Below are 22,798 nucleotides of genomic sequence, written 5' to 3'. Positions count from 1 at the left end.
CTGGGGTGGGGGGGTCTGTTCAAAAACATCGTCTATCACTAACCTACCACCTGCACGGGGTTCGCCTCCGCCGTGCCCGCCTCACAACACACCCCGCGAGCCCGGGCTATGCCGGGCTGGCTGCTCGGGCGCGCCAGCGCCGCCCTTGATCCTGTATGGCTGAATTCGGCAGTACTACGCGGTGTTCGTGAGGCGCGGCAGGAAGCTGGACACGACCTACCTCCCGCAGCAGAGCACGGAATCGGTACGTGCCCATCATTCGACGGTCCTGGAAACGGTTGGGGTTCAACGGTTCCGGTCGACGGCTGACGTAGGAGCTCTTAGATGATCGCCTTCGTTGCTGGTGCGATCTTGTTAGAACTGATCGCGGATCTAGCGATGCCACGGGAGAATCGAGGCATGGCTGAGCTTGCGCTGACGGCGGACCGTCGTGAAGAACTGGCCGCGTTGCTGGGGGACGAGCAACGGCTGAAGACCGACTATCCGAAGGTGGCGGAGTATCTGGATACTGCGCCGATGCTGCCGGGGACGGGGGACGAGCAGGCGGACGCTGCGTTCGATCTTCGGTTCGTGCACTACATGACGGGTGATCGGTCGGTGAGCGCTAATCCGTACTGGGACATCGTTGCTCCCTCGGTGTTCGAGCACGAAGGCCGCCGGGTGGTGAACGGTGGTCGGCCGAAGGGGAGTGCTCGGCTCGGCTTCGCACAAACGATCCTGCAGGCCGCCTACGCCTACGCGATCCCCTCCCCTGAGACGGTCGACTGGATGGCGAACGTTTGCGAAGGTCGCCGGACCGTGGACTTGGGAGAGGATACTGGGCGGCCCAGCTGGCCAGTGCGGGCCTGACCGTCGAGGCGTACGACTCCGAACCACCGGACCGGACGGTGAACGCTTCTTTCGCCGAGGCCGCGGGGCAAGAGGACGTGTGGCACGACGTAGGCGACCTGGACGATTTCGCCTCACGGTCGGTCGGGTCGGGGGACATGCTGTTCCTCTGCTGGCCGCCGGGTTGGGGTAATGCGATGGCCTCGGAAGCGTTGGCGGCGTTCGAGGCTGCTGGCGGTGATCGGATGGTCTATATCGGTGAGCCGAAGGGCGGGAAGACCGGTGATGACGCATTTTTCGATGCGTTGGCCGCGCGATGGGTGCTGGAATCCGAAGACGCGCAATTTGTTTCGTGGTGGAACCTGGCGGACCGCGCGCAATGCTGGATTCGTCGCTGATGTCTGCCGACCTCACCCGGACGAATATCTCGGTCGGCAGACGCGCGCTTTTGACTACGCCTCGCCAGTAAGTTCTGCGGTGGGAGTCAATGTCATGCGAAATACGAATGCGTCGTAACGATCGCGCGGGTAGGAGACATCCGAAACCATAATTACCCGACCATCGGTATTGATATACCGCTGGTTAACCGTTTTTACGAGATCGCCGGGTGTAGTGCCCAGCCAGGCGGCATGGGTGGGAGTAGGAAGTCGATCCGAAACGGTCTCCTCGAGTACTGCCGCGCTGGTCCAGTCTGCGATGTCCAAAGGCTGGTACGTGTCCGACACTGAGATCGGTCGGCCACCGTCGGCGGCGCGGGTGATGATGTGCGTGATCTCCTCGCCTACGGGCACGCCGAATGCCTCGGCCAGTTCCTCGGTCGCGGGAACCCGCTCGGTGGTCCGGCTGATCTGGACATCGCTGTCGGCCTCGTTTCCGAAGGTCACTTCGGGGTCCTCCATCTGTCGCTCGGGCGAGATCCGGATCAGGTTCGGACGATCAGCGACAAATACTCCGCGCCGCCGGACAGCGCGAATGAGGCCCTGGCTTTGAAGTAACTCGATTGCCTTGCGCACCACAATGTCAGAAACCTTGTTCTGTGCAGCGATTTCGGAATAACTTGGAAGCTGCATTCCGGGCGGTAGCTCTCCGCTTCGAATGCGCCGAGCAAATTCGCCCGCAATGGAAACGTACGCCGGTTCCGCCATTGAGCACAGTCCCTTCGGTTCGAGTGTCGCCCATCTGAGTATACCGTACTTCGTATACGTAATTCCGGCTTTGCGGCGGTTAGGCGGCATTGTCTTACTCGTCGCCTTCCTCTTCGATGCGCTTCCGAATAGCGTCAACCGATCGATCTTTCGGTGCTCGCTGTGGCCAATAGACGATGGCGCAGAAGACGATGACCGACAGGGCCAGCACTCCGAGAAACAGGCCTAAGCTGGCCCAGCCGCTCACCTGGACCTCCCGGCGGAACTGGCCAGTGCCCAGCGCGCGAACGACATGCGGGGCAACACGGTTTCGACGTCGGCAACATCCATCAGCGCATTGAGCAAGACGGGGTGGAGGTGTGTCGGTGATGGGACGATGACTGCATCTACGTCCTCTGCGCGTACTTGGTCCACCAGCGGTATCAAGGAAGGCTCTAGCCAAACCATCGCGTATCCCAAATGTCTTGCTAGCCGGTACATCTGGGCGCGGTCCCACTCGGGGGCGGTGCTGATGTCGGGGTCTACCCACCCGAGCGCAGTTGGACGGAATCTCATCGCGCATCCCTCACCAGTGATCTAGTCGCCCACCGGGCAGGAGTCGATGACGAGATGCCGCATCGGCCCTGGTGGGCCTGCATTTTGGATCAGCGTATACGAAGGTGCGTATACGTACAAGATGAATCGATGTCCTGCGATCTGAGCGTCTGCACGGTCACGGTCCGGGCTCGGGGTTGGCGAGGTGTGATTCGCCCGCGGCTCGGGCTGCTCGCCGGGCCCTCCCTGCTCTGGTGCTGACGTGAAGCATTGCTCTGACCTCGGCTCCTGCTGTCTCGACGGCCTTCGTATACGCAAAAGCTTGTACGTATACGAAGCTACGTATACGATGAACTCATCGCCGCTCGAAACGGGCGGTGGGCCGGAAGACAGCAGAGGCAAGGAGACACGTAATGGCGATCAGCAAGGGCTATCAGTTCCCGATCGAGCACGGTGTGGCGTTCCCGCAGCGGCTGATGCTGATGTCGGAGATCGTTCCGGCGATCAAGTACAACCCGGACCGCAACGCGGTGCCGGAGCAGTTGGTCGACTTCGACCCGAAGACAGGGGAGGGGTCGATGCTGCCGTTGTGGAAGGCGACGGTGACCGATCCGCACGAGGCCAGTGGTGGCAAGGGCAAGCGGGCGTCGTTCGAGATCATCTTCGTTGCGCAGCACCAGCCGATCCCGGCGGGTGAGGAGGTCGCGCCGGGAACTGGCCTGTGGTGGATCGAGCTGGAGGGCTTGACCGCTGAGCCGAAGGTGATGGGCCAGGGCGAATTCAAGTACCTGGGCTACCAGTACCGGGCGACTGGGATCAAGGGCGACAACACCGGGGCGAAGCAGCCCCCGAATGATGTGGGTGCGTCGCGTCCGGCTCGTGGCGAGTCGAAGGCTGCGTGATCGTCATGGCCTTCATCGAGAGCGTCAAGAGCAGCGACATGAAGGGCGTCGACGTCCACTATGACCCGGCCTATCGGGTAGACGGCGGACGTGTCCAGCCTGCGTTCGTCCGTATCGAGCTGGGTGGCAACGGCATCGGGAACAAGGCGTATCTCGCCATGGATGTCACCGAGGCGCGGGGGCTGGCTGCCGCGCTGATGAACGTCATCCTGCTGCACGATGCCGCGGAGCGGTTGGCCGCTGTGAAGGCGGTGGCGTGATGCGTTGGCGTCGTCCTCCGCGGCTTCCGGGTCGGGTTTGGCTGGAGTGCGGTTATGACCTGGATCAGGATGTGGTGTTTCTCCAGGTGGGCCGTGACTCGGCTGCGCTGTCGCCCGATGAGGTGTACGGCCTGATCGAGGAGTTGCATCTCGCGGTAGCCGGGTTGGTCGGGGAGCGGGCGGCCTGATGTTCATGCCTGAGCGGGGAATGCTGGCAGCGCGGGTGTTCGCGGTCGTGGTGATCGTGGGTGTCGGTGCTGCCGCATTCCGCCTGTCCTTCGCCACCCTGCGAGATCTCGCGGTGTCGGCACACATCCCTGCGTCGGATGCGTACCTGTTCCCGCTGATCGTGGACGGCACCATCGTTCAGGCCACGCTCGGGTGGCTGGTGCTGGCGAAATCGCCGGAGCGAAAGTTCTTCGTCCGGGTCCTGATCGCCGGTGCGGTGGTGTCGGTGGCGGGCAACAGCCTGCACGCGGTCGCTGCCGGGAGGCCACTCCCGCCGTGGGTGTGTGCGGTCGTGGCCGCTATCGCGCCGATCTCACTGCTGCTGGACACCCACGGCCTTGCCGTGTTGTTCCGTGCCGCACAACGCAATTCGGCCGCCTCCGTTCTGGCAGTGGATGAGCCTGCCGACCAGGCTGCGGAAATAACTGCGGCCGAACCTGATTCGGCCCCTGTGCCCGAATCGATGCCGGTAGCAACTGCTCCGACCCCCGCCCCGGTTGTGCCTCGGGTGCCTTTGGCGGCGAAGCCTCGTCCGGTGGCTCCGTTGCGCCCTGTTCATCCTCCGCGACCGGTGCAGCAAGACGCGCTGCCGTTCGCGGTCTCCTGACAAGGAGTTCTCTCGTTATGTCCATTTTGATTCCGTCTGTCGTCTCCGCGGTGGGGGCGCTGAGTTTCGGGGCCTGGTTGTATCCGTGGCCCGGCCGTCGAGGGCCTGCCGATGTCGAACTGTCGGCGGAGGAGATCGCGGCGAAAGCACCGGCCGAATTGCGTGCGGCGGTGTTCATCCTGTGCGACCCGATGCAGACCGACACGATGCTGCATGTCGTGGGCCTGGCTTCGCCGGAGAAGGGGTTCCCGCGGCTCGACTTCTACGACTACGACTCCCACGGGCTGACCGTGGATTTCCAGATGATCGGTGGCCAGACCCTCTCGGACTGGAGCAGCGAGGACATCGGCGCCCGGCTGGCCGATCACATGGGGGTGGATCAGGTGACCGCTACGTCGCCTGCTCCGGGCTGGGTCCGTCTCCAGGTGCGCGTGTATGACACGCTCGCCGATCCGGCAACGGCGCCGGAACCGGTTCACAACGAGGTGGATCTGGAGGCGGTCCCGGTCGGCGTCCGCGAAGACGGCTATCTGTGGCTGCTGCGGGTGCTTTACGCACACATCCTGCTCGCCGGGGCTACCGGTTCCGGCAAGGGCTCGGTGCTGTGGTCGATCATCGCCGGAATCGGGCCTGCCATAAAAACCGGCCTGGTGGATGTATGGCTCGCAGATCCGAAGGGCGGCGCGGAATTCGGGCGCGGCGAAAAGCTGTGGGTGCGGTTCGAATGGGATGAGGACGGCATTCTCCGCATGCTCAACGAGGCCGTAGAGGTCATGCGGGCACGGACCGCGCTGATGCGGCAAACCGGCTCCCGCAAGCACATTCCGACCAAGGACGCGCCGCTGATCCTGATCCTCATCGATGAGGCAGCTGCCCTGTCGTCCTACGCGACGCGGGAACAGCAGGAGGAATTCCGGAGGCTGACCGGACTGCTGCTGTCACAGGGCCGTGCGGCCGGTGTCTCCCTGGTGGCCGCACTACAGGACCCGTCCAAGGAGACAATGCCCAACCGGCAGCTGTTCCCGGTCCGCATCGGCCTGCGCCTCGATGAGCCGACCCAGACCACGATGGTTCACGGTCAGGGTGCGAAGGATCGCGGGGCGCTGTGCGACAAGATCCCGGACACCACACCGGGCGTCGGATACGTCGGTGAGGACGGGACTACCGAATTCGTTCGAGTGCGGGCGTTTTGGGTGTCCAACGATGACATCGACCAGCTTGTCCAGCAGTACGCACCCGAACAGCCTGATCTCGCTCCACAGGACGACTACAGCGATTTCGACCCCGATGACCTCGGCGACGAGTCGACCGGTGACGACATGGGGGAGGCGGCGTGAAAACGGGATTCCTCACGCAAGCGCACGTGGTCATCCACTGCGACGGCTGCGGCGACCGCTACAGCGAAAACCGCGACGACGGACTGTGTTTCATCTCGGTCAGCCAAGCCATCGCCTACGTCACCCGTCACGGGGCTGGGGTCGGCTGGGTCTACGACGGCGACAAGGTCTTGTGCGACGGCTGCATAGCCGCTGAGAAATGCGCCCAGCAGGGGCCACGAATTCCCGCAATCGAGGCGATGGGCTCCGTGTGCCTGTGCCGTCTGCGGCATCTCCTACGCCGAAATCAACGCAGGAATCGAGGAATAGCCATGAACAGCAACAACATTCGCCGCAATCGCGCCGCTTACCGGACCAACGGCGATGACTATGCCTCGGTGGTCGACCTCCAGGCGCGTCGGCGCTGCCAGTTCGAACGCTCCGGCATGGACCCGATCTCCGTCGCGGTGCACGTGCTCGCCGAAACCGGTGAGCTGCCCGGCTGGGATGTCGGTCACCTGGATGACGACGGGGGAGAGGACTGGGCGGCATGACCACGACTGACGGCGTGCAGTGGGGCGTGCTGATCGGCCGCGTGGTCCGGCCCATCCCCACTGCCCGCACGGCCGCCGATGCCTGGATCTATGTGGCGGCGCTGAAGAACCGGATGACGAAAAAGACTGTGGTGTACCGGAATTCGGATCAGGACATGTGGCGTACCTGGCTCGCCGAAGCCGAGCAACCGACTCAGATGTCCCTCGACCTACCCGACACCCGAAGGAGGGCCGTGTGATGGCTACGCAATCGAACCGGAAGCAAACCACCGACCCGTTCGAGGAGATCAGTGAAGCGGTGCTCGAGGTGGTCTGGCAGCTCGTCCGGGCGGTGTTCGTCGCGGTGTGGTGGGCGGTGCTGTTCCCGATGATCTCGCTGCCGATCGCGGGTGCGGTGGCTGCCGGGGTGCTGGTGTCGTGGGTGCTGGGTGTCGTGGTGGTCGGGGTGTTCATCGCGGGGATCATGCTCTGGCGCTGGAAGTGTCCGGAGATGTTCGAACGCTGGATCACCGCGCGGGCACGACGCCGGTTTCTGACCTGGTGGCGCTACCGGAGTCGCTGGGACAAGCGCCTGGAGGCATGCAACCTGACCGTCCGCCGTGCCGACAAGCCCGGAGCCGTGTACATCCCGCGGTTACAGAGTGTCGAGATCGGTGCCTCGGTCGATCGGCTGCGGGTGCGGATGGTCGACGGGCAATGCCCCGACGACTATGAGAACCGCGGCGACCGGATCGCGCACACCTTCGGTGCTCAGAACTGCCGCGCCACCGTGGCCGCACCGGGAGTCATGGAACTGGCTCTCCGGCAGTCGGATTCGCTCGCAGAGACCATCGTCTTGCCCGGCATCGACGGTCCTGGCCGGACCGGGAACCAGGAGGCTGCCTGATGAACGACGGGATCGTTGACCTAGACCGGCCGACTCGGCTGACAGCTGCTCAGCGTCGCGCCATGCCCAATCTGTTCGAAGCGGCACAGGCCGCTGCGGAGAAGTACGACGTATGCCAGCGGCCGATTCCCATGCGGGTGGAAGACCCGACCACGGGCACGGTCACCTACGAGGCTGCACCGTGTAAGTCCACTATCGAATCGGTGTGCCCTGCGTGCGCCAAGGCCAACCGGGCACTCCGTATCGCGCAGTGCCGCGAGGGCTGGCACATGGAATCCGAGCCGGTGGACTACAAGACCGACCCCACTGAGAAGCAGATCGAATTGCTCACCGCCCGTGCGGATCTCGTCGCCAACTACCGCCAGGCCGTTGAAGACGGCGATGACGAGAACGCAGCGGGTATCCGGGAAGTTGTCGCGGATCTCGACCAGGAGTTGCGGGAAACCGGGCTCCGTGGCCATCTCCCGGCCCTGGACGCGACGGCGAAAGATCGGCGCAAGCGGTCGACTCGTCGGCGTCAGGACGTGCCTAACCTGCCTCGGAAGAAGGTTGAGAAGCGCACGGTTGGCAAGGTGTTCGCGGGCAAGCACCAACCCTCGATGTTCGTCACTCTCACCATGCCCTCCTACGGCCGGATCAATCAGGACGGTGCTACCACCGACCAAGGGGAACCGTGCTCGGACGGCTCGCCGGTGAATCCGGGCGGCTACGACTACGCCGGGCAGGCGCGAGACATCGTGTTTTTCTCCAAGCTGGTCGATCGGTGGATTCAGAATCTACGCCGCTCGATCGGTTGGGACGCACAGTATTTCGCCACGGTGGAACCGCAAAAACGCGGTGCTCCGCACCTGCACATCCTGATCCGTGGCGCGATCTCCCGCGACATTCTCAAGCAGGTCACGGCCGCTACCTACCATCAGGTGTGGTGGCCGCACTTCGAGCCGGAGAACCGCATCTACGGCGGTGAACATCAGCCGGTGTGGGATCACCGCAAGGCCACCTTCGTCGACCCCGACGACGGCCGCCCGCTGACCTACTGGGATGACGCGCTCGACCAGCTCGACTCGGTTGACGACCTGGAGCCCGCGCACACCATCCGGTTCGGCGACCAGATGGACCGTAAGCACATCAAGGGCGTGGTCGCGGAAAAGGCGGGCCGAACCATCGGCTACGTCACCAAATACCTCGTGAAGTCCATCAGCGAAATCGTGGAACCGCGTTCGGACCGTGCGGCCGACCACTACGACCGGTTGCACGCCGAACTCCGGCACGTGCCGTGCTCGCCCCGTTGCCCGGTCTGGCTCGAATACGGCATCGTCCCGCGCGGTGCCAGTGACAAGACCGTTCCCGGACGCTGCAAGGGCAAAGCGCACCGCCGCGACACCCTCGGCCTGCCCGGTCGCCGGGTGCTGGTGTCTCGGCGGTGGTCGGGCAAGACGCTGCCGGATCACAAGGCCGATCGCGCCGAATTCGTTCGGCAATTGCTGGCCTCGGTCGGCATCGAGAAGCCCGACACCTCGCACCTGAAGGTGACGCCGGTCGAACCGGGCGACAAGGACAGACCGCTACGGGAGCACCTGATCATGGGCGCGATCTCCAAACGCTCCCGTTGGCGTGCGGAGTACCTGCGAGCCCGGATGGCCGCCGACCCACCTGGCGCACACGAAACTTCGGCAACTCCGGATGCGGCATAGGGAGGAAGGGCAATGGCGGAGGAATATCTACGGGCGAGACAGCTGGAGGAGCGGACCGGGATACCGGAGGCCACCTGGCGCTGGTGGGCGCATATCGGATACGGCCCAGACAGCTTCAAAATGAGTCCAAGACGTCGGGTGTGGAAGTGGTCGACGGTAGTCGCCTGGATCGATGAGCAGGAACAGCTGACGGCCACTGGTGGAAAGGCGGCGGCGTGATGGCTGGCCGTCGTAATCCGCGCTCCGGTGTTGAAGATCGCTGGTACAAGACGGTAACCGTGGTCGATCCGGTCACGGGTGAAAAGTCTCGACAACGAGCCAAGTCGGCGAACTACGGCTGTCGGAAGCGGTGGCGTGCTCGCTATGTCGATCCGAACGGCATCGAGCGGGCGCAATCGTTCGCCACCAAGACGGAGGCTCAGAAATACCTCGACGGCGACGTAACTACGAAGGTCGTGACCGGTACATGGGTCGACCCGGACCGTAGCGGCGTGCTGTTCTCGGTGGTCGCAGAGAAGTGGTACACCACGAAGAAGCTGCGCAAACCCAAGACGGTCGGCGGATACCGGTCGCTGCTGGACACTCTGGTACTGCCTCGCTGGGGCTCGATTCCGTTGCGGGACATCGAATTCGAGGACATTCAGGAATGGGTCGTGAACCTGTCGGAGTCGGGCAGTGTCCGGTTCGAAGGCCGTGGCCTGTCGGCGTCTCGGGTCAAGCAGTCCTATCAGGTGCTCAGCCAGGTGCTGAAATTCGCGATCAAGTCCAAGCGGTTGCCCGTGAATCCAGCCGAGGATGTCGAGCTACCGGCTATCACCCAGAGCGACAAGGTCTATCTCACGCACGTCCAAGTGCTGCGGTTGGGGATGGCGGCGGGTCGATTCCGTGCGCTGGTGCTGGTGCTGGCCTACACCGGTATCCGGTTCGGAGAGGCCACTGCTTTGCGGGCGAGGGATATGGACGTAGAAGCGCGGCGTATTCGGATCGTTCGTTCGGCAACCTATGTGCGGGGCACGGGAACAGTTGTCAGCGATACGAAGAACCACACGAATCGGTCCGTGCCGGTTCCGGGTGTCCTGGTGAAGGAACTGGAACGGCTGATCGATGGCCTCGGGCCGGATGCGCTGGTGTTCCCCAGCCATAAAGGCGACTACCTTGAATCCGCTGAGTTCCGCTGGGTGTTCGATCAGGCGGCGGAGGCGGTGGAGCTGAAGGGCTTCGTCCCGCATTGGCTGCGCCATACTGCCGCATCGCTGGCGATCAAGGCGAACGCGAATATCAAAGTTGTGCAGAAGATGCTCGGGCACAAGACGGCGACCATGACGCTTGATCTCTACGGCCACCTGTATGACGACGATCTGGATGCGGTGGCCGAAGGAATGGACGCGGGTGCGCGGGCTGTGCTGGATGAATTGCGCGAACTCATCGAGGCCGGTGAAGCGCCGGAGTTCTACGCGAATATGTCGGCCGCTGAGTTGGCGCGATCCGCTGAGAGCTGGGAGCACTAGCTCGAGGCCTCCGCTGCGCGGACTGCTGCGGACGAACTGCGGACCGAACCGCCGAACACCGAAGGCGACGATCACGGAAACGTCGCCTGACCTGCGGTGGGTGTGGGATTTGAACCCACGGTGGCGTGAACCACGACGGTTTTCAAGACCGTTCCCTTAGGCCGCTCGGGCAACCCACCTTGCTCCGGCGGGGCCGGGGCCATCCCAGACTACTGGCGGTACCCGGTGAGCACGCAATCTGACCGGGCCCGGCCGGGCAGAATACCCTGAACCCCTGTGGCGCGGGTCACTTTCGGCGCGACTTGTCTATGACGAACTTCGACGTCGTCTCTCGCCTCTGGCAGGATATCCGCCATGGTTCGTCGCCGGGCTGGGCGTCGGCTGTCCGGCGCCGCCATTGCCTGTGCCGCACTGATCCTCGGTGCGGCCAGTTTCTCGGCTCCCGGTGCGGCCGAACCGCCGCCGAAACATCAGCCGCCGGCCGAATCCGGGTCCGCCGACGGGCCTCAGCCCCGGGCCGAGCCTTCGCCGCCGACGGTGCCCGAGATCGACCGCGTGGAGCCGATCAGCGACCGCCTGCTGCGGGTGTTCGTGAAGTCGCCGGCCATGGGCCGCACCGTGCAGGTGCAGATCCTGCTCCCGGCCGAGCGGAGCGAGCCGCGCCCGACGCTGTACATGCTCGACGGCCGCAGCGCCAGCAACGACTACAACAACTGGATAGAACGCGGCGACGCGCTGTCGTTCTTCGGCGACAAGCACGTCAACGTGGTCTTCACCATCGGCGGCCCGGCCGGGTACTACACCGACTGGCAGCGCACGGATCCGGTGCTGGGTACCAACAAGTGGGAAACCTTTCTCACCAAGGAGCTGCCGCCGCTGATCGACACGAAGTTCCAGGGCAACGGCCGCAATGCCGTCGAGGGCGTGTCGATGGGCGCCGAGGCGGCGATGATGCTGGTGATGCGCAATACGAAGCTCTATCGCGCAGTCGCCGCCCACAGCGGGTGCTACGCCATGGGTTCGGACGTCGGCCAGGCGCAGGCGCGCGCGGTGGTGCGCACCTACGGCGGCGATCCGGACAACATGTTCGGCAACCAGGACGACCCCGACTGGCTGGCCCACGACGTGATGGTGAACGCCGAGGGCCTGCGCGGCGAGGCGATCTACCTGTCGTCGGGCAGCGGCATGCCGGGCCCGCACGACATCCCCGGCACCCCGGAGTCGGCGACGTCGGTGACATTCGGCGGACCGCTGGAGGGCGCCGCCAACGCCTGCACGATGGCGCTGGCCGACAGGCTGTCGCGGATGCAGATCCCGGCCGAGGTGAACCTGCATCCGGTCGGCACGCATTCGTGGCCGTATTGGCGGGACGAGCTGCCGCGGGCGTGGCGCACGATATCGAAGGCGCTCGGCACGCGCTGACGCGGGCCAGCGGTGTGCGACTTGCCGATCGAGAACGACTGCCACGCGCCGATCAGCCCAGGAACCTCGCGATGGTCGCGGGCTCCGTGGCGAACGCGAGGAACAGGTCGTTCTCGTGCGGATCACCGGCCGTCACCCGGACGCCGTCGGTTCCGTAGGGACGCACCAGAACTCCCGCCTCCGCACTCGCCTCGCCGAATTCCGCGCTGCGCTCACCCAGCGGCAGCCACACGAAGTTGGCCTCGCTCGGCGGCACGGTGTACCCGGCCTTCTGCAGCGCGGCGCGCATCCGATCTCGTTCCGCGACAACGCCGTCCGTGCGTTCCAGCAACTCGTGCCGGGCCTCCAGCGAGGCGATCGCGGCCGCCTGCGCCAGCCGGTTGACGCTGAACGGGATGTGCACCTTCAGCAGCGCGGTGATCACCTCCGGATCGCCCACCGCGTAGCCCACCCGCAACCCGGCCAGCCCGTAGGCCTTCGAAAAGGTGCGCAGCACAAGGACATTGGGGCGATCGCGGCGGATCTGCACCCCGTCCGGATGGTCGTCCGCGGGCAGCCGCAGGTACTCGTAGTAGGCCTCGTCCAGCACCACCAGGATGTGGTCGGGCACCGCGTCGAGGAACCGGATCAGCTCGGCCCGCCCGTGCGCGGTGCCGGTGGGGTTGTTCGGGTTGCAGGCGAAGATCAGCTTGGTGTGCTCCCCGATCGCCGCGGCCATGGCGTCGAGGTCGTGGGCATATCCGTCGGTCAGCGGCACCTGCACGGCGCGCGCGTTGCCCACCTGCGTGACGATCGGATACGCCTCGAACGACCGCCACGCGAACAGCACCTCGTCGGTCGGCGCCGCGCAGGTGATCTGCACCAGCTCCTGGCACAGCGCGACACTGCCGCAGCCGACCGCGACCTCGGCCACGTCCACACCGTGGAACTCCGCGATGGCCGCGCGAAGTTCGCTGGCCATGTTGTCCGGATACCGGTTGGCGAGCTCCGCCGCCTCCGCGATGGCCTTGGCGACGGTCGGCAGCGGACCCAGCGTGCTTTCGTTGCTGGCCAGCTTCACCGCGCCGGGATGGCTGCGGCCGGGGGTGTAGGCGGGGATGGACTCGAGGTCCGGACGAATACGAGCGGTCACCCCCCCACCCTAGAACCTGCCGGACCCGCTCGGACGCGGAGTCGGCCCGGCCGGAAATTTTCTGGAGCGCGGCCCTCACGTGCGAGTTCTCCAGAAGTTTATAAAGGCGAACTACCCTGGATTCATGTCGGGCATTTATCGAGACAATGCACCATTGCGCGACAGCGGTTCGACGGCGGAAGACGACCGAAGGTCCGTGGCATCGGCCCGAGTACCCATCACCGTGATCGAGCCGGAGGGTTACGCGCGCGGCGGCATCGTGGTACTGCACGAATCACGCGAGTTCGCCGACGCGTTGCTGGAGTTGATGAGTTCGCTGTCCAGCGAGGGCTGGATCGTGGTGGCGCCCAACCTGTTCCACCGTAACGGCGCCACCGACAAGGTATTCGGAGACGACCTGTTCGCCGATTTCGACGCGTGTTACGACTGGCTCACCGCACGCGGGGTGTTCGGCGACTGCATCGGGGTACTCGGCTTCGACTCCGCCGGGACGGCCGCCTTCCTGGTGGCGACCAGCCGGCCGATCGGGGCCGCGGTCAGTGTGGCGGCGCCCGGGATCGCAGAACCGCTGACCGACCGCGCGGACGCGCTGATCCGGGCCGCCCCGCAGCTGCAGGCGCCCTGGCTGGGCCTGTACGGCGCCGACGATTTCGGCACCCCGCAGGCCCAGGTCGAGCACCTGCGCGAGGCCGCCGCGGCCGCGGCGGTGGCCACCCTCCTCGTCAGCTACCCCGGCCTGCACCACCGCCCCGACCGCCCCGGCTTCGACTCCTCCGACTCCGAGGACGCGGAGACCCTGATCGCCGCCCAAACCAGAATCTTCGACTGGTTCGACAGCCACCTCCGCTGATCACCGCGTCCGTCGCCGCCGTGTTGACCAGCCGTTTTGCTTCCTGAGCGGTTGCTCTGTACTCTTGCCTCTCGGCGGTTCGAAAGGACCGGGCCCCTCATACGAGAAGGCTCCAGGAGGCGTGCCAGAGCGGCCGAATGGGACTCACTGCTAATGAGTTGTCCCTTCACGGGGACCGGAGGTTCAAATCCTCTCGCCTCCGCCAAGCCCGGTCCGCCGGGCACCTAAAACTTGATAGACATGCGCCCGTAGCTCAACGGATAGAGCATCTGACTACGGATCAGAAGGTTGGGAGTTCGAGTCTCTCCGGGCGCGCAGTAAGCCCCTGGCCTGCATCGCGGCGCCGGGGGCTTCTCCTTTCTCGAGATCGTTTGCGACTGCCACCCAACCCTTTGCCCGTCTGCGCGGTCGGAGTGGGTATGGCCACGATCCTCTGCCACGTTCGCGAAATCCTCGATCGACTGCTGCGGCGTCGGCGACCCTCGCCCTGGGAATCCGCGGACGTCCGGCGCGAGGCCGTGGTGCGCGATCTTCGGAAGATCCGCCGCTACCAAGAACGCAATCGGCCGCGCCGGGGTAACGACGACTATGTTCACCGGACGATCGAAGGGGGATGTTCGGGAGGGTGAATTTCCATGGACCCCAACCCCTTTGTCACCGGGCAGCGGCCCGGTCGAAGTCAAGGAGACTCGATGTCGGCCGAATTCAGTTGTGAGGTCTGCCTTCCTGCCTTCCATGTCCACAGCGCGTTGGCGGTCCTCAGCGACCTTGCGCCGACGGGGCCGGAAGGGGGAACGGTCGTGGTGCTGCCCGAAATGGTCATTTCTCGGCAGGTCGGTCTGTGGTTGCCGTTCTCGAATGGGGACGGCCGTGGCGTCGTCGATTGCTCGGCGGGGAACGATCTGTTTCTCGACGTGTCACTGCTGGTCGAGCCCGATGCCGAGATATCCGACGCGTTGTGGGGCACCCGGGAGTACCCACCGCCCGGCGCGGTCGACGAGTCCGGTCGGGTCGCGCTCGACAGCATCGTCCTCAGCGTGCGTTTCACGGGTTACGCACCGGGTTACGCCGTCATGCGGTTCACCGCGCTGCGCCCTGAGATCGGATCCACCTTTCATCGTTCGCGCAACGTCCAGGACATGTTCGTCGAGTTGACCGTCGCCGCGAGCGGTGTCTGCTGCGGGTGGGAAGGCGGCACGGAGGGCAAGCGGATCGCCTTCCTGAACGGGCGGCGGGTGTCCTGCGGCGTGGGCGGGCCCACCGCCGAGTTCCGTACGATGGACGACGTGGCGGCGACGTGGCCGGTGCTCGAGGGGCAGCAGAACCCAACTGCCGCAAGGCAGGTCGGCGTCGTACCTCCGTCCGAGCACCTCATCTGTGTGGGCCGCCTCGAATCGCAGGGCCGACATCGGGACGCATTCGTGATCGATTCGCTGCGGTATCCCGATCCCGGTGCGTTTCGGCGTGCCGTTTCCGATGCGCACACCGAACTGGGACGCCATGGCGTGCGAGGCGAAATGAAGCTCACGTTCGTCGAGTACGCCGAATCGGCGCTCACCCTCCCGAACTGGGCGGAGTATCGCGCGCAGTTGCCGACGGCCGACGGTGAGTTTCCCCGGTACTTCGAGTATTACGACTCGACTTACCGAATCGAGTCGACTCCCGACGGCGGTCTCGTCGGATACCGGCTGAACCTGCAAACGGGGCGAATCGAGGAGGGCAACTCGAAGATCCGAAAAGTGTTGCACGCCAGGGAAACCGAGATCTTCACCATCGACGAGATCGAGTACATCGAGCTCACCGAGGCCCTGCGCGCGCACTACCTGCACGGCGACGGCCCGATCTTCGCGGTGTACGACACGGTTCGTGCGCTGCACGACCGGGCGGACGAGGAATCACGAAGGCTGACCTCCGACGAGGACGCGTTCATCCGCTCGATTCGCCGACGCACCTATCGGCTCTGGGAAGAAGAGTTCGCCCGCCAGGATGGGGGTGCGAAGCCTTCCTTCTCGTACCGTTCGACTCGCTGACCGAGCCGCGGGATGATTTCGCTCGCGGCCCCAACCTTTTCGCGCCCGGGCGAGTCTGTATCGGATGTACCACCGTTCGCGTGCAAGCCGATGAAACTGTTCGGAAATACTTCCGGCATCACCGAGAGGATGTTGTTGATATGACTGCAATTGTGCGGCGCCTGGCGGGCGTGGCGATGATGGTCGCGGGTGCGGTGGCCGCGATCGGTGTCACGGCCGGTAGCGCGGCGGCCGGGCCGACGGATTGCGTCACCGACCGCTGGACCACCGGGGCCTCCGCGCACTGCGGCGGCGACGGCTTCTTCACCGTGGAGGTCGATTGCGTCGGCGTGTACGTCACGCGCTCCGCGCCGCACCTGGCGGTCGGGCCGTACATGCAGGCGAGCCAGCGGTTCGCCTACGCCGGGGATCATCCCGAAATGGACCACACCCAGACCCACCCCAAGGCCGAGTGCTTCGAGTTCACCACCGGTCACTTCGGAATCGCCACCGGCGTCAGGGTGTACGAAACCTTCCGGTGAGATCCGCTGGTCGCCGCCGTGGTACCGGACTGCGCCCCGAATTCGACAGCGGCGACGGCATGCACCTCAACGACGCCGGTGTCGCAGCGATGGTCCGCACGGTCGACGTCACGGCGCTGTTCCGGGCCTGAGGGTGGGCGCGCCCAGGATCCACGTTACGACGGCTGGCGGGTCGGCATGATGGTGACCTGCTGCAGGTTCACGCGCTGGGGCTGCGCGGCCAGGAAGTCGACGGTCGCGGCGATGTCCTCCGGTTCCAGCCAGGTCATCGCCTGCTTGGAACCCTCCAGCCAGTCCTGGGCGCCGGCGTCGGTGACATGGCTCTGCAGCTCCGTGCCGACGATGCCCGGCTCGATCGCGGAGACGCGGACGTCCTTGGCTCCCAGTTCCGCGCGCAGGGTGCGCGACAGGTGCGTGACGTAGGCTTTCGTGCCCGAGTACACCGCGAAATTCGGGAAGATGTTCTGCGCGGCGATCGAGGACGTGTTGATCAGGTCGGCCACGCCTTTGTCGGCGGCCGCGGCGATCAACTGCGGCACGAACGCGCCGATGGCGTTCATCAGGCCGGTCACGTTCAGGTCGATCTGCCGTTGCCACTGCTCGACCGGCAGCTCCTCGACCGGCGCGGGCAGCATGACACCCGCATTGTTGAACAGCAGATCGGCGGTGCCGAGTTCGGCGGCCACCCGCTCGGCCGCGGTCCGCACGGCCTGCGCGTCGGTCACGTCGACGGCCAGCGCCAGCGCCGTGCCGCCCGCCTGCTCGATGTCCTTGACCAGCAGCTCGAGCCGTTCGGCCCGGCGCGCGAGCACGGCGACCGCCGCGCCGGACGCGGCCAGCCGCTTGGCGGTGGCCTCGCCGATACCGCTGGAGGCGCCCGTCACGACGGCGACGCGTCCGGCGAGGGTGTGCTGAGTAGTCATCGGTGATCTCTCCTCTGTGTCGTCCGCGGCGATTGGTGCCGCGTATTCGAGACAACAGCCGAGAGCGGGCCTGCGGACGGCCAAATCGCGCCCTGCTCGACCTAGGTCCGGCGAACCTGGGTCCAGCAGACCGACCTTGGTGGCGGCGGGGTGCCCCCGGTCCGGTCAGACTGGATCCATGGAGCACAACGCCGAGCTGAAGGAGTTTCTGCGCACCCGCCGCGCGCGCCTGAACGTCGAGGACATGCAGATCGGCGGCACGGGCGGCGTGCGCCGGGTGCCGGGACTGCGCCGCGAGGAGGTGGCCCAGCTCGCCGGGGTGAGTGTGGACTACTACAGCCGTCTCGAACAGGGTCGCAATCTGAACGTCTCCGACGAGGTCCTCGACGCAGTCGCCCGCGCCCTGCGGCTGGACGAGGTCGAGCGGTCCTATCTGTTCCAGATCGCGCGGGCGAATCCGCGGCGGGCCCGGCGCCGCAATCCGGCGCGCGTGCAGCGCGTCCGCCCCGGGGTCCGCCGCATCCTCGAGACGCTCGACGACGTGACCCCGGCGTTCGTCTTCGGCCGCCGCATGGACATTCTCGCGACCAACCGCCTCGCCCGGGCGCTGATGACCGACTTCGAGGCGCTTCCGCCGCGGGACCGAAATATGTTGCGCTACACCTTCCTCGACGAATCCGCCCGCGAACTCTACGTCGACTGGGAGGAGGTCGCCCGCGACAATGTCGCGGTGCTGCGCCTGGACGCGGGCCGTCACCCGGACGACCCGCTACTCACCGAGCTCGTCGGCGAACTGGCGGTCAAGAGCCCGGAATTCCGGCGCTGGTGGGCGGACCACAACGTCCGCGAGCGCAGCCACGGCACCAAGCGGTACCATCATCCGCTCGTCGGCGATCTCACCATCGACTACGAAAGCGTCTCTCTGCCGGGCGATCCCGACCAGACGCTGTGCATCTACACCGCCGAGGCGGGCTCGGCATCGGAGACCGCGCTGCGCCTGCTCGCTACCTGGACCGGAGCGCCGGGTCCGTCGGCGGACGACGGTCCCGATCCGGAGCACCTGCCGCGAGCCGGGCGGTCGGGCGCCCAGGGCCGCTGACCGCCGGACACCCGTGTGGCGCAGGGTCTCACTGCAGCGGTGACATGAATGTCCACAGGTGCCGTTCATTGTCGTGGACGCTGTAGTCGCGGTAGCCGTAGACCTGGTCGGTGGGCTCGTAGATGATGTCCGCGCCCGCGGATTTCGCGTGGCGATAGTGCGCGTCGACGTCGTCGACGACGATCGACATGCCCTCGGTGCAGGCGCCGACCTGCTGCGGGGAGCGCAGTCCGAACTGCGGTGCGGTCTGGTGCAGCCAGAGCACCCCGTCGCCCGCGGTGACCTCGGCGTGGACCGCGGTGCCGTCGGCGGCGTGTGCGATCTGGCCCGGTTCCAGGCCGAAGACCTCGGTCAGGAATGTGTGGGCCGCCTCGATATCGGTGTAGACGAGCGTGGGTATCCGACGCTGAATCATGGTGTCCAGCATGGCCATATCCTCCAGTGTTCCGAGCAGCTCCCGGGTGTCGAGGCTGCGTTGTTCGGCGAGGGCGCCGACCATGGTGGTCAGGCGCTGACGCAGGCGGTGACCGACGGCGAGCTTGCGGTCGAGTTGACCGATGTGGCGGTTCATCATGGCAACCAGATCCTGGTCCGGATCGTCGAGCGCCGCCGACACCTCGTCCAGCCGCAGCCCGAGCCGGCGCAGCAGGCCGATGCGATACAACCGCTCCACGTCCGCCGCCGAATACAGCCGGTGGCCCGCCCCGCTGCGACCGGACGGCGACAGCAGCCCGATCTCGTCGTAGTAGTGCAGCGTCCGCACCGTCATCCCGGTCGCCGTGGCCAGGTCACCGACCTTGAGGTAGCTCGCGGTAGTCACAAACCCGACCCTAGGACCTCACGTCACGTGAGGTGCAAGCCTCGGCGTGGAGCGGGATGTGCGGGGGTCAGGGGAGGACCTGGGGGACCACTCCCGGGTTTGTGGCGCCTACTACGGCGCCGATCAGGGCGCCGAGGAGCGAGCCGCCGGAACCGGTTACCGAACCGGTGGCAAGGCCGACGGCGGAGCCGATCGCCGAGCCGACCGATGCGCCTGCGGAGGCGCCGTTCAGTACCGGGTCGGGGATCAGGGCGTTCGGGTTGGTGGTGACGTCCTCGCTCTGCAGGGGGACGCCGACGGGTCGGACCGGGTCGGCGGACGCGGCTGCGGCGACCATGGTGGTCGTGACCAGCGGCAGGGTCAGGGCCGTGACCAGGCGTGCGGCCTTTACCAGGGTGTTTCGATGCATTCTTGCCATACCCTTCGAACCCACTGCGACCGAGACCGCCACACACGCGGTGCTGTTGCGCCGATGATACTGCGGGACAAGCGAACTCGTCACAGTATCGGCCGCAATCGCTGGCGCGGGGCGATTACGGCGGTGCACAGTCCAGGCCGAACCGGCGTGGTTCAGCGCGGGATCGGCGGCCCGGGATCCAGGCCCATGGCTTCGCGGGCCTTGCGAATGAAATACAGGCCGCTGCGGGCGGTTTCGCGGGCGATGCGGACCTGACCGAGGGTGGTGGCGGAGGCCAGCTGGGTGCGGGCGACGTTCATGCGGTCGGAGGCCTCGCCGAGCGCGTCGAGGGCGGCATCGTTGTCGGGGTCGAGCAGGACCAGCTCGTTGCCCATGCGGTCCATGTGGCACCGCACCTCGGCCTTGGCGGCGGCCACGCGTTCGGCGTTCCCGGACCACTCGCGCGAAATCCACCACGCGACCAGCGCCAGCGCGGCAACGAGGAGGACAAGGAACAGTAGTCGGCCCACGCCACCAGTCTACGGCGGCACTGCCTGGGCCAGGTTCCTGCGCATCCCCGTCGACCGGGTGTTGATCACATACCGCCCTCGAGCACTCGAGTAACGTTCTCCCGCAGGCCCGGCACGGCGGTGGCGGAGCCGGGGGACCGGACGGGAAGGGACTGGGAGTGACGGGCGCGCGGATGGTCGGGCTGTTCGCCGGGATCGGCGGGTTGGAGCTGGGCCTGAGCGCGCACGGATGGGGGACCGAGCTGTTGTGCGAGATCGATCCGGGGGCGCGGGCGGTGCTGGCGGCGCGGTTTCCCGAGGTCGAACTGCACACCGACGTCACCCGGCTGCGGGCGCTGCCCGCGGGGACGGATCTGGTGGCCGCCGGATTTCCCTGCCAGGACCTGTCGCAGGCCGGGCGCACCGCTGGAATCGGTGGCGCGCGTTCGGGGTTGGTGGACGAGGTGTTCCGGCTGGTGCGACGCAAGCGGGGACCGCGCTGGCTGCTGATCGAGAACGTGCCGTTCATGCTGCAGCTCGACCGCGGGCGCGCGATGCTGCACATCACCCGCGCGCTGGAGGAGCTCGGCTACACCTGGGCCTACCGGGTGGTGGACGCGCGCGCGTTCGGCCTGCCGCAGCGGCGGCAGCGGGTGCTGATGCTGGCGTCGCGCACCGAGGACCCGCGTCCGGTGCTGTTCGGCACCGACGCCGGGCCGCGCGTGATCGGTGATCCCGACACCGACCCGTGCGGCTTCTACTGGACCGAGGGCGTGCGCGGGCTGGGCTGGGCGGTCAATGCCGTGCCGACCCTCAAGGGCGGTTCCGGGCTGGGCATCGCCAGCCCACCTGCGATCCGGCTGCCGTCCGGCGAGATCATCACCCCGGGGATCACCGATGCCGAACGCCTGCAAGGCTTTTCGAGTGGCTGGACCGAACCGGCGCTGGCGGCCGCCGGGGTCCGGCAGGGGCATCGATGGAAGTTGGTCGGCAATGCGGTGAGCGTGCGCATGGCGCTGTGGGCCGGGGCGCGCCTGGCCGATCCCGCGGTCGACACGGTCCCCGACGAACTGCCGCTGCCCGCGCACCGCTGGCCCGCGGCCGCGTGGGGCCGAGACGGGACGGCCCATCGCGTGGCCGTCTCCACCTGGCCCGTGCATCAGCCGTACGAGGATCTGCGCTGGTTTCTGGAGGACCCGCGCCTGCTGTCGGCCCGCGCCACCGCGGGCTTCCTGCGCCGTGCCGCCCGCGGCAACCTGCGCTTCCCGCCCGGCTTCCTCACCGATATGGAAAACCATCTGCTCCGCATGGGAGGGTTTCCGCAGGAGGCGGCGTGAACGGATATGGGCGACCCCGCACCGACGCGCGGACCAGCGTACGGATGTCGCGGCAGCGGCGGGTCGGTACCGCGCCCGAGACCGCGCTGCGCAAGGAGTTGCATCGCCGCGGCTGCCGGTTCTTCGTCGATCGGGCTCCGCTCGCGGGCTTGCGGCGGCGCGCCGACCTGGTGTTCCCGCGCCGCAAGGTGGCCGTGTACGTGGACGGTTGTTTCTGGCACTGCTGCCCGGAGCACGCCACCTATCCGAAGAACAACGGGCAGTGGTGGGCCGAGAAGCTGGCCGGGAACGTCCGGCGGGATCGGGATACCGACGACCGCCTGACCGCGGCCGGGTGGCTCGTGGTGCGGGTGTGGGAGCACGAGGACGCCCTGCACGCCGCCGATCGGGTGCAGGCGGCGCTGTCGGGCCGATAGGTCGCGCGGCCGATGGGTCATGATGGATGGGAACCCGAACAACCAGCCGACCAGTCCGATGAAGCGAGGGCAATGACGCCTGACGAGCGCCGGTGGAAGCGCGTCCTGCGCTGGTGCATCGCACCGGCGATCGCGCTGGCCGGTGTCTGCTACTCGTCGTGGGTGCTCGAATTCGTGCTGCCGGTCGGCCTGGACCCGGTCACCTCGTTTCTCAGTCAGCTGGACGAGGAGGGCAGGCCCTACCGGTGGGTCTTCTCCACCGGGGACACGCTCACGGGGATGCTGGCGCTGGCGGCCGCGGCGGGCGGGCTCCTCGCGTTCTCGCGGCGGCGGTTGTCGACGGTCGGGTGGGTCGCCCTGGGCTGCTTCGGCGCGGCGACCATCGCGGACGCACGCTGGCCGCTGCAGCCCTGCGCGGACAACTGCGACAAGGGCCTGTTCCCGCAGCTGCATCAGGTGCACGCGCTGACCAGTACGCTCGCCGTGACGTCGATCTTCGTGGCCATGATCGCGTTCAGTGCGGCCGCGTTCCGTTACCGGCGCTGGCCGATCCTGCGGCATTCCGGCCTGTGGATCCTGGGGATCGCGGCGGTGGCGACCGCATGGATGCTGATCGCCGACAACCTGCCCGGCGACTACGCGCTCGGCATCGCCCAGCGCATCCAGGTGGGCGCGATATCGGTGTGGCTGCTCGCGCTGGCCGCGCAGATCCGGGTGGCCGACCGGATCAGCGGCGGCGGGCGCGCACGGCGACCAGCGAGCGCGGGGCCGACGATGCCACCGCCCCCGACAGGGCCATGACGCCCAGGATGGCCACGGTGGCGGCCAGGATGACGGCTTCGATCACGATGTTCATGACTCCACCGTGACATCGCCGGCT

Annotated in this window: 27 protein-coding genes and 3 tRNA genes; 22 read left to right on the top strand and 8 right to left on the bottom strand. The window is 66.6% G+C overall.

What is annotated here, in order from left to right:
* Positions 1-324 precede the first annotated feature (324 nt).
* Positions 325-849 carry a hypothetical protein gene (locus QH290_RS13465; protein ID WP_280383083.1) on the top strand — a complete coding sequence of 175 codons (525 nt, stop codon included), beginning with the start codon at positions 325-327 and terminating at the stop codon, positions 847-849.
* Between the two features lie 38 nt (positions 850-887).
* A complete protein-coding gene (locus QH290_RS13460) occupies positions 888-1,226 on the top strand; it encodes a hypothetical protein (protein WP_280383081.1) in 339 nt (112 codons plus the stop codon).
* A 54-nt stretch (positions 1,227-1,280) separates the two neighbouring features.
* Here QH290_RS13460 and QH290_RS13455 read toward each other — a convergent pair whose 3' ends face one another.
* Complete coding sequence (locus tag QH290_RS13455) at positions 1,281-1,973, bottom strand: GntR family transcriptional regulator (protein WP_280383079.1); 693 nt, start codon at positions 1,971-1,973, stop codon at positions 1,281-1,283.
* Positions 1,974-2,067: 94 nt separating this feature from the next.
* Positions 2,068-2,220: a hypothetical protein gene (locus QH290_RS13450; protein WP_280383077.1), complete on the bottom strand. Its 153-nt coding sequence runs from the start codon at positions 2,218-2,220 to the stop codon at positions 2,068-2,070.
* 700 nt (positions 2,221-2,920) lie between these two features.
* On the opposite strand from QH290_RS13450, the gene QH290_RS13445 reads away from it, so the two are divergent.
* The 9 genes from QH290_RS13445 (at position 2,921) to QH290_RS13405 (ending at position 10,462) form a co-directional block, all read left to right on the top strand.
* Positions 2,921-3,409 (top strand): hypothetical protein, encoded by a 489-nt coding sequence (locus tag QH290_RS13445; RefSeq protein WP_280383075.1) that lies wholly within the window; start codon positions 2,921-2,923, stop codon positions 3,407-3,409.
* Between the two features lie 5 nt (positions 3,410-3,414).
* Entirely contained in the window at positions 3,415-3,669 is a 255-nt protein-coding gene (locus QH290_RS13440; protein WP_280383074.1) for a hypothetical protein, read from the top strand.
* A gap of 193 nt (positions 3,670-3,862) precedes the next feature.
* Positions 3,863-4,504, top strand: a complete 642-nt coding sequence (locus QH290_RS13435) for a DUF2637 domain-containing protein (RefSeq protein ID WP_280383072.1) — start codon at positions 3,863-3,865, stop codon at positions 4,502-4,504.
* A gap of 17 nt (positions 4,505-4,521) precedes the next feature.
* Positions 4,522-5,841, top strand: a complete 1,320-nt coding sequence (locus QH290_RS13430; protein ID WP_280383071.1) for an FtsK/SpoIIIE domain-containing protein — start codon at positions 4,522-4,524, stop codon at positions 5,839-5,841.
* Entirely contained in the window at positions 5,838-6,374 is a 537-nt protein-coding gene (locus QH290_RS13425) for a hypothetical protein (RefSeq protein WP_280383069.1), read from the top strand. The genes QH290_RS13430 and QH290_RS13425 overlap by 4 nt, the downstream gene beginning before the upstream one ends.
* A complete protein-coding gene (locus QH290_RS13420; protein WP_280383067.1) occupies positions 6,371-6,613 on the top strand; it encodes a hypothetical protein in 243 nt (80 codons plus the stop codon). Before QH290_RS13425 ends, QH290_RS13420 begins: the two co-directional genes overlap by 4 nt.
* Complete coding sequence (locus QH290_RS13415) at positions 6,613-7,260, top strand: hypothetical protein (protein ID WP_280383065.1); 648 nt, start codon at positions 6,613-6,615, stop codon at positions 7,258-7,260. The genes QH290_RS13420 and QH290_RS13415 overlap by 1 nt, the downstream gene beginning before the upstream one ends.
* A complete protein-coding gene (locus tag QH290_RS13410; protein WP_280383063.1) occupies positions 7,260-8,954 on the top strand; it encodes a replication initiator in 1,695 nt (564 codons plus the stop codon). Before QH290_RS13415 ends, QH290_RS13410 begins: the two co-directional genes overlap by 1 nt.
* A gap of 218 nt (positions 8,955-9,172) precedes the next feature.
* Positions 9,173-10,462: a tyrosine-type recombinase/integrase gene (locus QH290_RS13405; protein ID WP_280383088.1), complete on the top strand. Its 1,290-nt coding sequence runs from the start codon at positions 9,173-9,175 to the stop codon at positions 10,460-10,462.
* 94 nt (positions 10,463-10,556) lie between these two features.
* On the opposite strand, the gene QH290_RS13400 is transcribed toward QH290_RS13405, so the two are convergent.
* Positions 10,557-10,641: transfer RNA gene (locus tag QH290_RS13400), tRNA-Ser, on the bottom strand.
* Positions 10,642-10,816: 175 nt separating this feature from the next.
* On the opposite strand from QH290_RS13400, the gene QH290_RS13395 reads away from it, so the two are divergent.
* Positions 10,817-11,884 (top strand): alpha/beta hydrolase, encoded by a 1,068-nt coding sequence (locus QH290_RS13395; RefSeq protein ID WP_280383061.1) that lies wholly within the window; start codon positions 10,817-10,819, stop codon positions 11,882-11,884.
* A gap of 52 nt (positions 11,885-11,936) precedes the next feature.
* Here QH290_RS13395 and hisC read toward each other — a convergent pair whose 3' ends face one another.
* The gene (gene hisC, locus QH290_RS13390) at positions 11,937-13,016 is read right to left on the bottom strand and encodes a histidinol-phosphate transaminase (protein ID WP_280383059.1); all 1,080 of its coding nucleotides are present in this window, start codon (positions 13,014-13,016) and stop codon (positions 11,937-11,939) included.
* 124 nt (positions 13,017-13,140) lie between these two features.
* On the opposite strand from hisC, the gene QH290_RS13385 reads away from it, so the two are divergent.
* From QH290_RS13385 to QH290_RS13360, 6 genes are all read left to right on the top strand, one after another.
* A complete protein-coding gene (locus tag QH290_RS13385; RefSeq protein WP_280383057.1) occupies positions 13,141-13,866 on the top strand; it encodes a dienelactone hydrolase family protein in 726 nt (241 codons plus the stop codon).
* Positions 13,867-13,981: 115 nt separating this feature from the next.
* Positions 13,982-14,071, top strand: a tRNA-Ser gene (locus tag QH290_RS13380).
* A gap of 37 nt (positions 14,072-14,108) precedes the next feature.
* Positions 14,109-14,181: transfer RNA gene (locus QH290_RS13375), tRNA-Arg, on the top strand.
* A 377-nt stretch (positions 14,182-14,558) separates the two neighbouring features.
* Entirely contained in the window at positions 14,559-15,896 is a 1,338-nt protein-coding gene (locus tag QH290_RS13370) for a hypothetical protein (protein ID WP_280383055.1), read from the top strand.
* 140 nt (positions 15,897-16,036) lie between these two features.
* On the top strand, positions 16,037-16,417 hold the full coding sequence (locus tag QH290_RS13365; RefSeq protein ID WP_280383054.1) for a hypothetical protein: 381 nt from the start codon (positions 16,037-16,039) through the stop codon (positions 16,415-16,417).
* A complete protein-coding gene (locus tag QH290_RS13360) occupies positions 16,414-16,548 on the top strand; it encodes a hypothetical protein (RefSeq protein WP_280383052.1) in 135 nt (44 codons plus the stop codon). Before QH290_RS13365 ends, QH290_RS13360 begins: the two co-directional genes overlap by 4 nt.
* Positions 16,549-16,572: 24 nt before the next feature.
* On the opposite strand, the gene QH290_RS13355 is transcribed toward QH290_RS13360, so the two are convergent.
* On the bottom strand, positions 16,573-17,340 hold the full coding sequence (locus QH290_RS13355; RefSeq protein WP_280383050.1) for an SDR family oxidoreductase: 768 nt from the start codon (positions 17,338-17,340) through the stop codon (positions 16,573-16,575).
* A 178-nt stretch (positions 17,341-17,518) separates the two neighbouring features.
* On the opposite strand from QH290_RS13355, the gene QH290_RS13350 reads away from it, so the two are divergent.
* Positions 17,519-18,439, top strand: a complete 921-nt coding sequence (locus QH290_RS13350; RefSeq protein ID WP_280383048.1) for a helix-turn-helix transcriptional regulator — start codon at positions 17,519-17,521, stop codon at positions 18,437-18,439.
* Between the two features lie 28 nt (positions 18,440-18,467).
* Here the strand turns inward: QH290_RS13350 and QH290_RS13345 are convergent, their stop codons facing one another.
* The 3 genes from QH290_RS13345 to QH290_RS13335 form a co-directional block, all read right to left on the bottom strand.
* Positions 18,468-19,259: a MerR family transcriptional regulator gene (locus QH290_RS13345; protein ID WP_280266355.1), complete on the bottom strand. Its 792-nt coding sequence runs from the start codon at positions 19,257-19,259 to the stop codon at positions 18,468-18,470.
* Between the two features lie 67 nt (positions 19,260-19,326).
* Entirely contained in the window at positions 19,327-19,668 is a 342-nt protein-coding gene (locus QH290_RS13340) for a hypothetical protein (protein ID WP_280383046.1), read from the bottom strand.
* 161 nt (positions 19,669-19,829) lie between these two features.
* Positions 19,830-20,186: a hypothetical protein gene (locus QH290_RS13335; protein WP_280383044.1), complete on the bottom strand. Its 357-nt coding sequence runs from the start codon at positions 20,184-20,186 to the stop codon at positions 19,830-19,832.
* A 173-nt stretch (positions 20,187-20,359) separates the two neighbouring features.
* On the opposite strand from QH290_RS13335, the gene QH290_RS13330 reads away from it, so the two are divergent.
* The 3 genes from QH290_RS13330 (at position 20,360) to QH290_RS13320 (ending at position 22,719) form a co-directional block, all read left to right on the top strand.
* Positions 20,360-21,502, top strand: a complete 1,143-nt coding sequence (locus QH290_RS13330) for a DNA cytosine methyltransferase (RefSeq protein ID WP_280383086.1) — start codon at positions 20,360-20,362, stop codon at positions 21,500-21,502.
* A complete protein-coding gene (locus QH290_RS13325; protein ID WP_280383041.1) occupies positions 21,499-21,918 on the top strand; it encodes a very short patch repair endonuclease in 420 nt (139 codons plus the stop codon). The genes QH290_RS13330 and QH290_RS13325 overlap by 4 nt, the downstream gene beginning before the upstream one ends.
* Positions 21,919-21,990: 72 nt before the next feature.
* Entirely contained in the window at positions 21,991-22,719 is a 729-nt protein-coding gene (locus QH290_RS13320; RefSeq protein ID WP_280266351.1) for a DUF998 domain-containing protein, read from the top strand.
* Positions 22,720-22,798: the final 79 nt, after the last annotated feature.

The organism is Nocardia wallacei (genome assembly GCF_029869545.1).
Taxonomy (GTDB): domain Bacteria; phylum Actinomycetota; class Actinomycetes; order Mycobacteriales; family Mycobacteriaceae; genus Nocardia; species Nocardia wallacei_A.
This window is presented reverse-complemented; position numbering and strand designations above follow the sequence as displayed.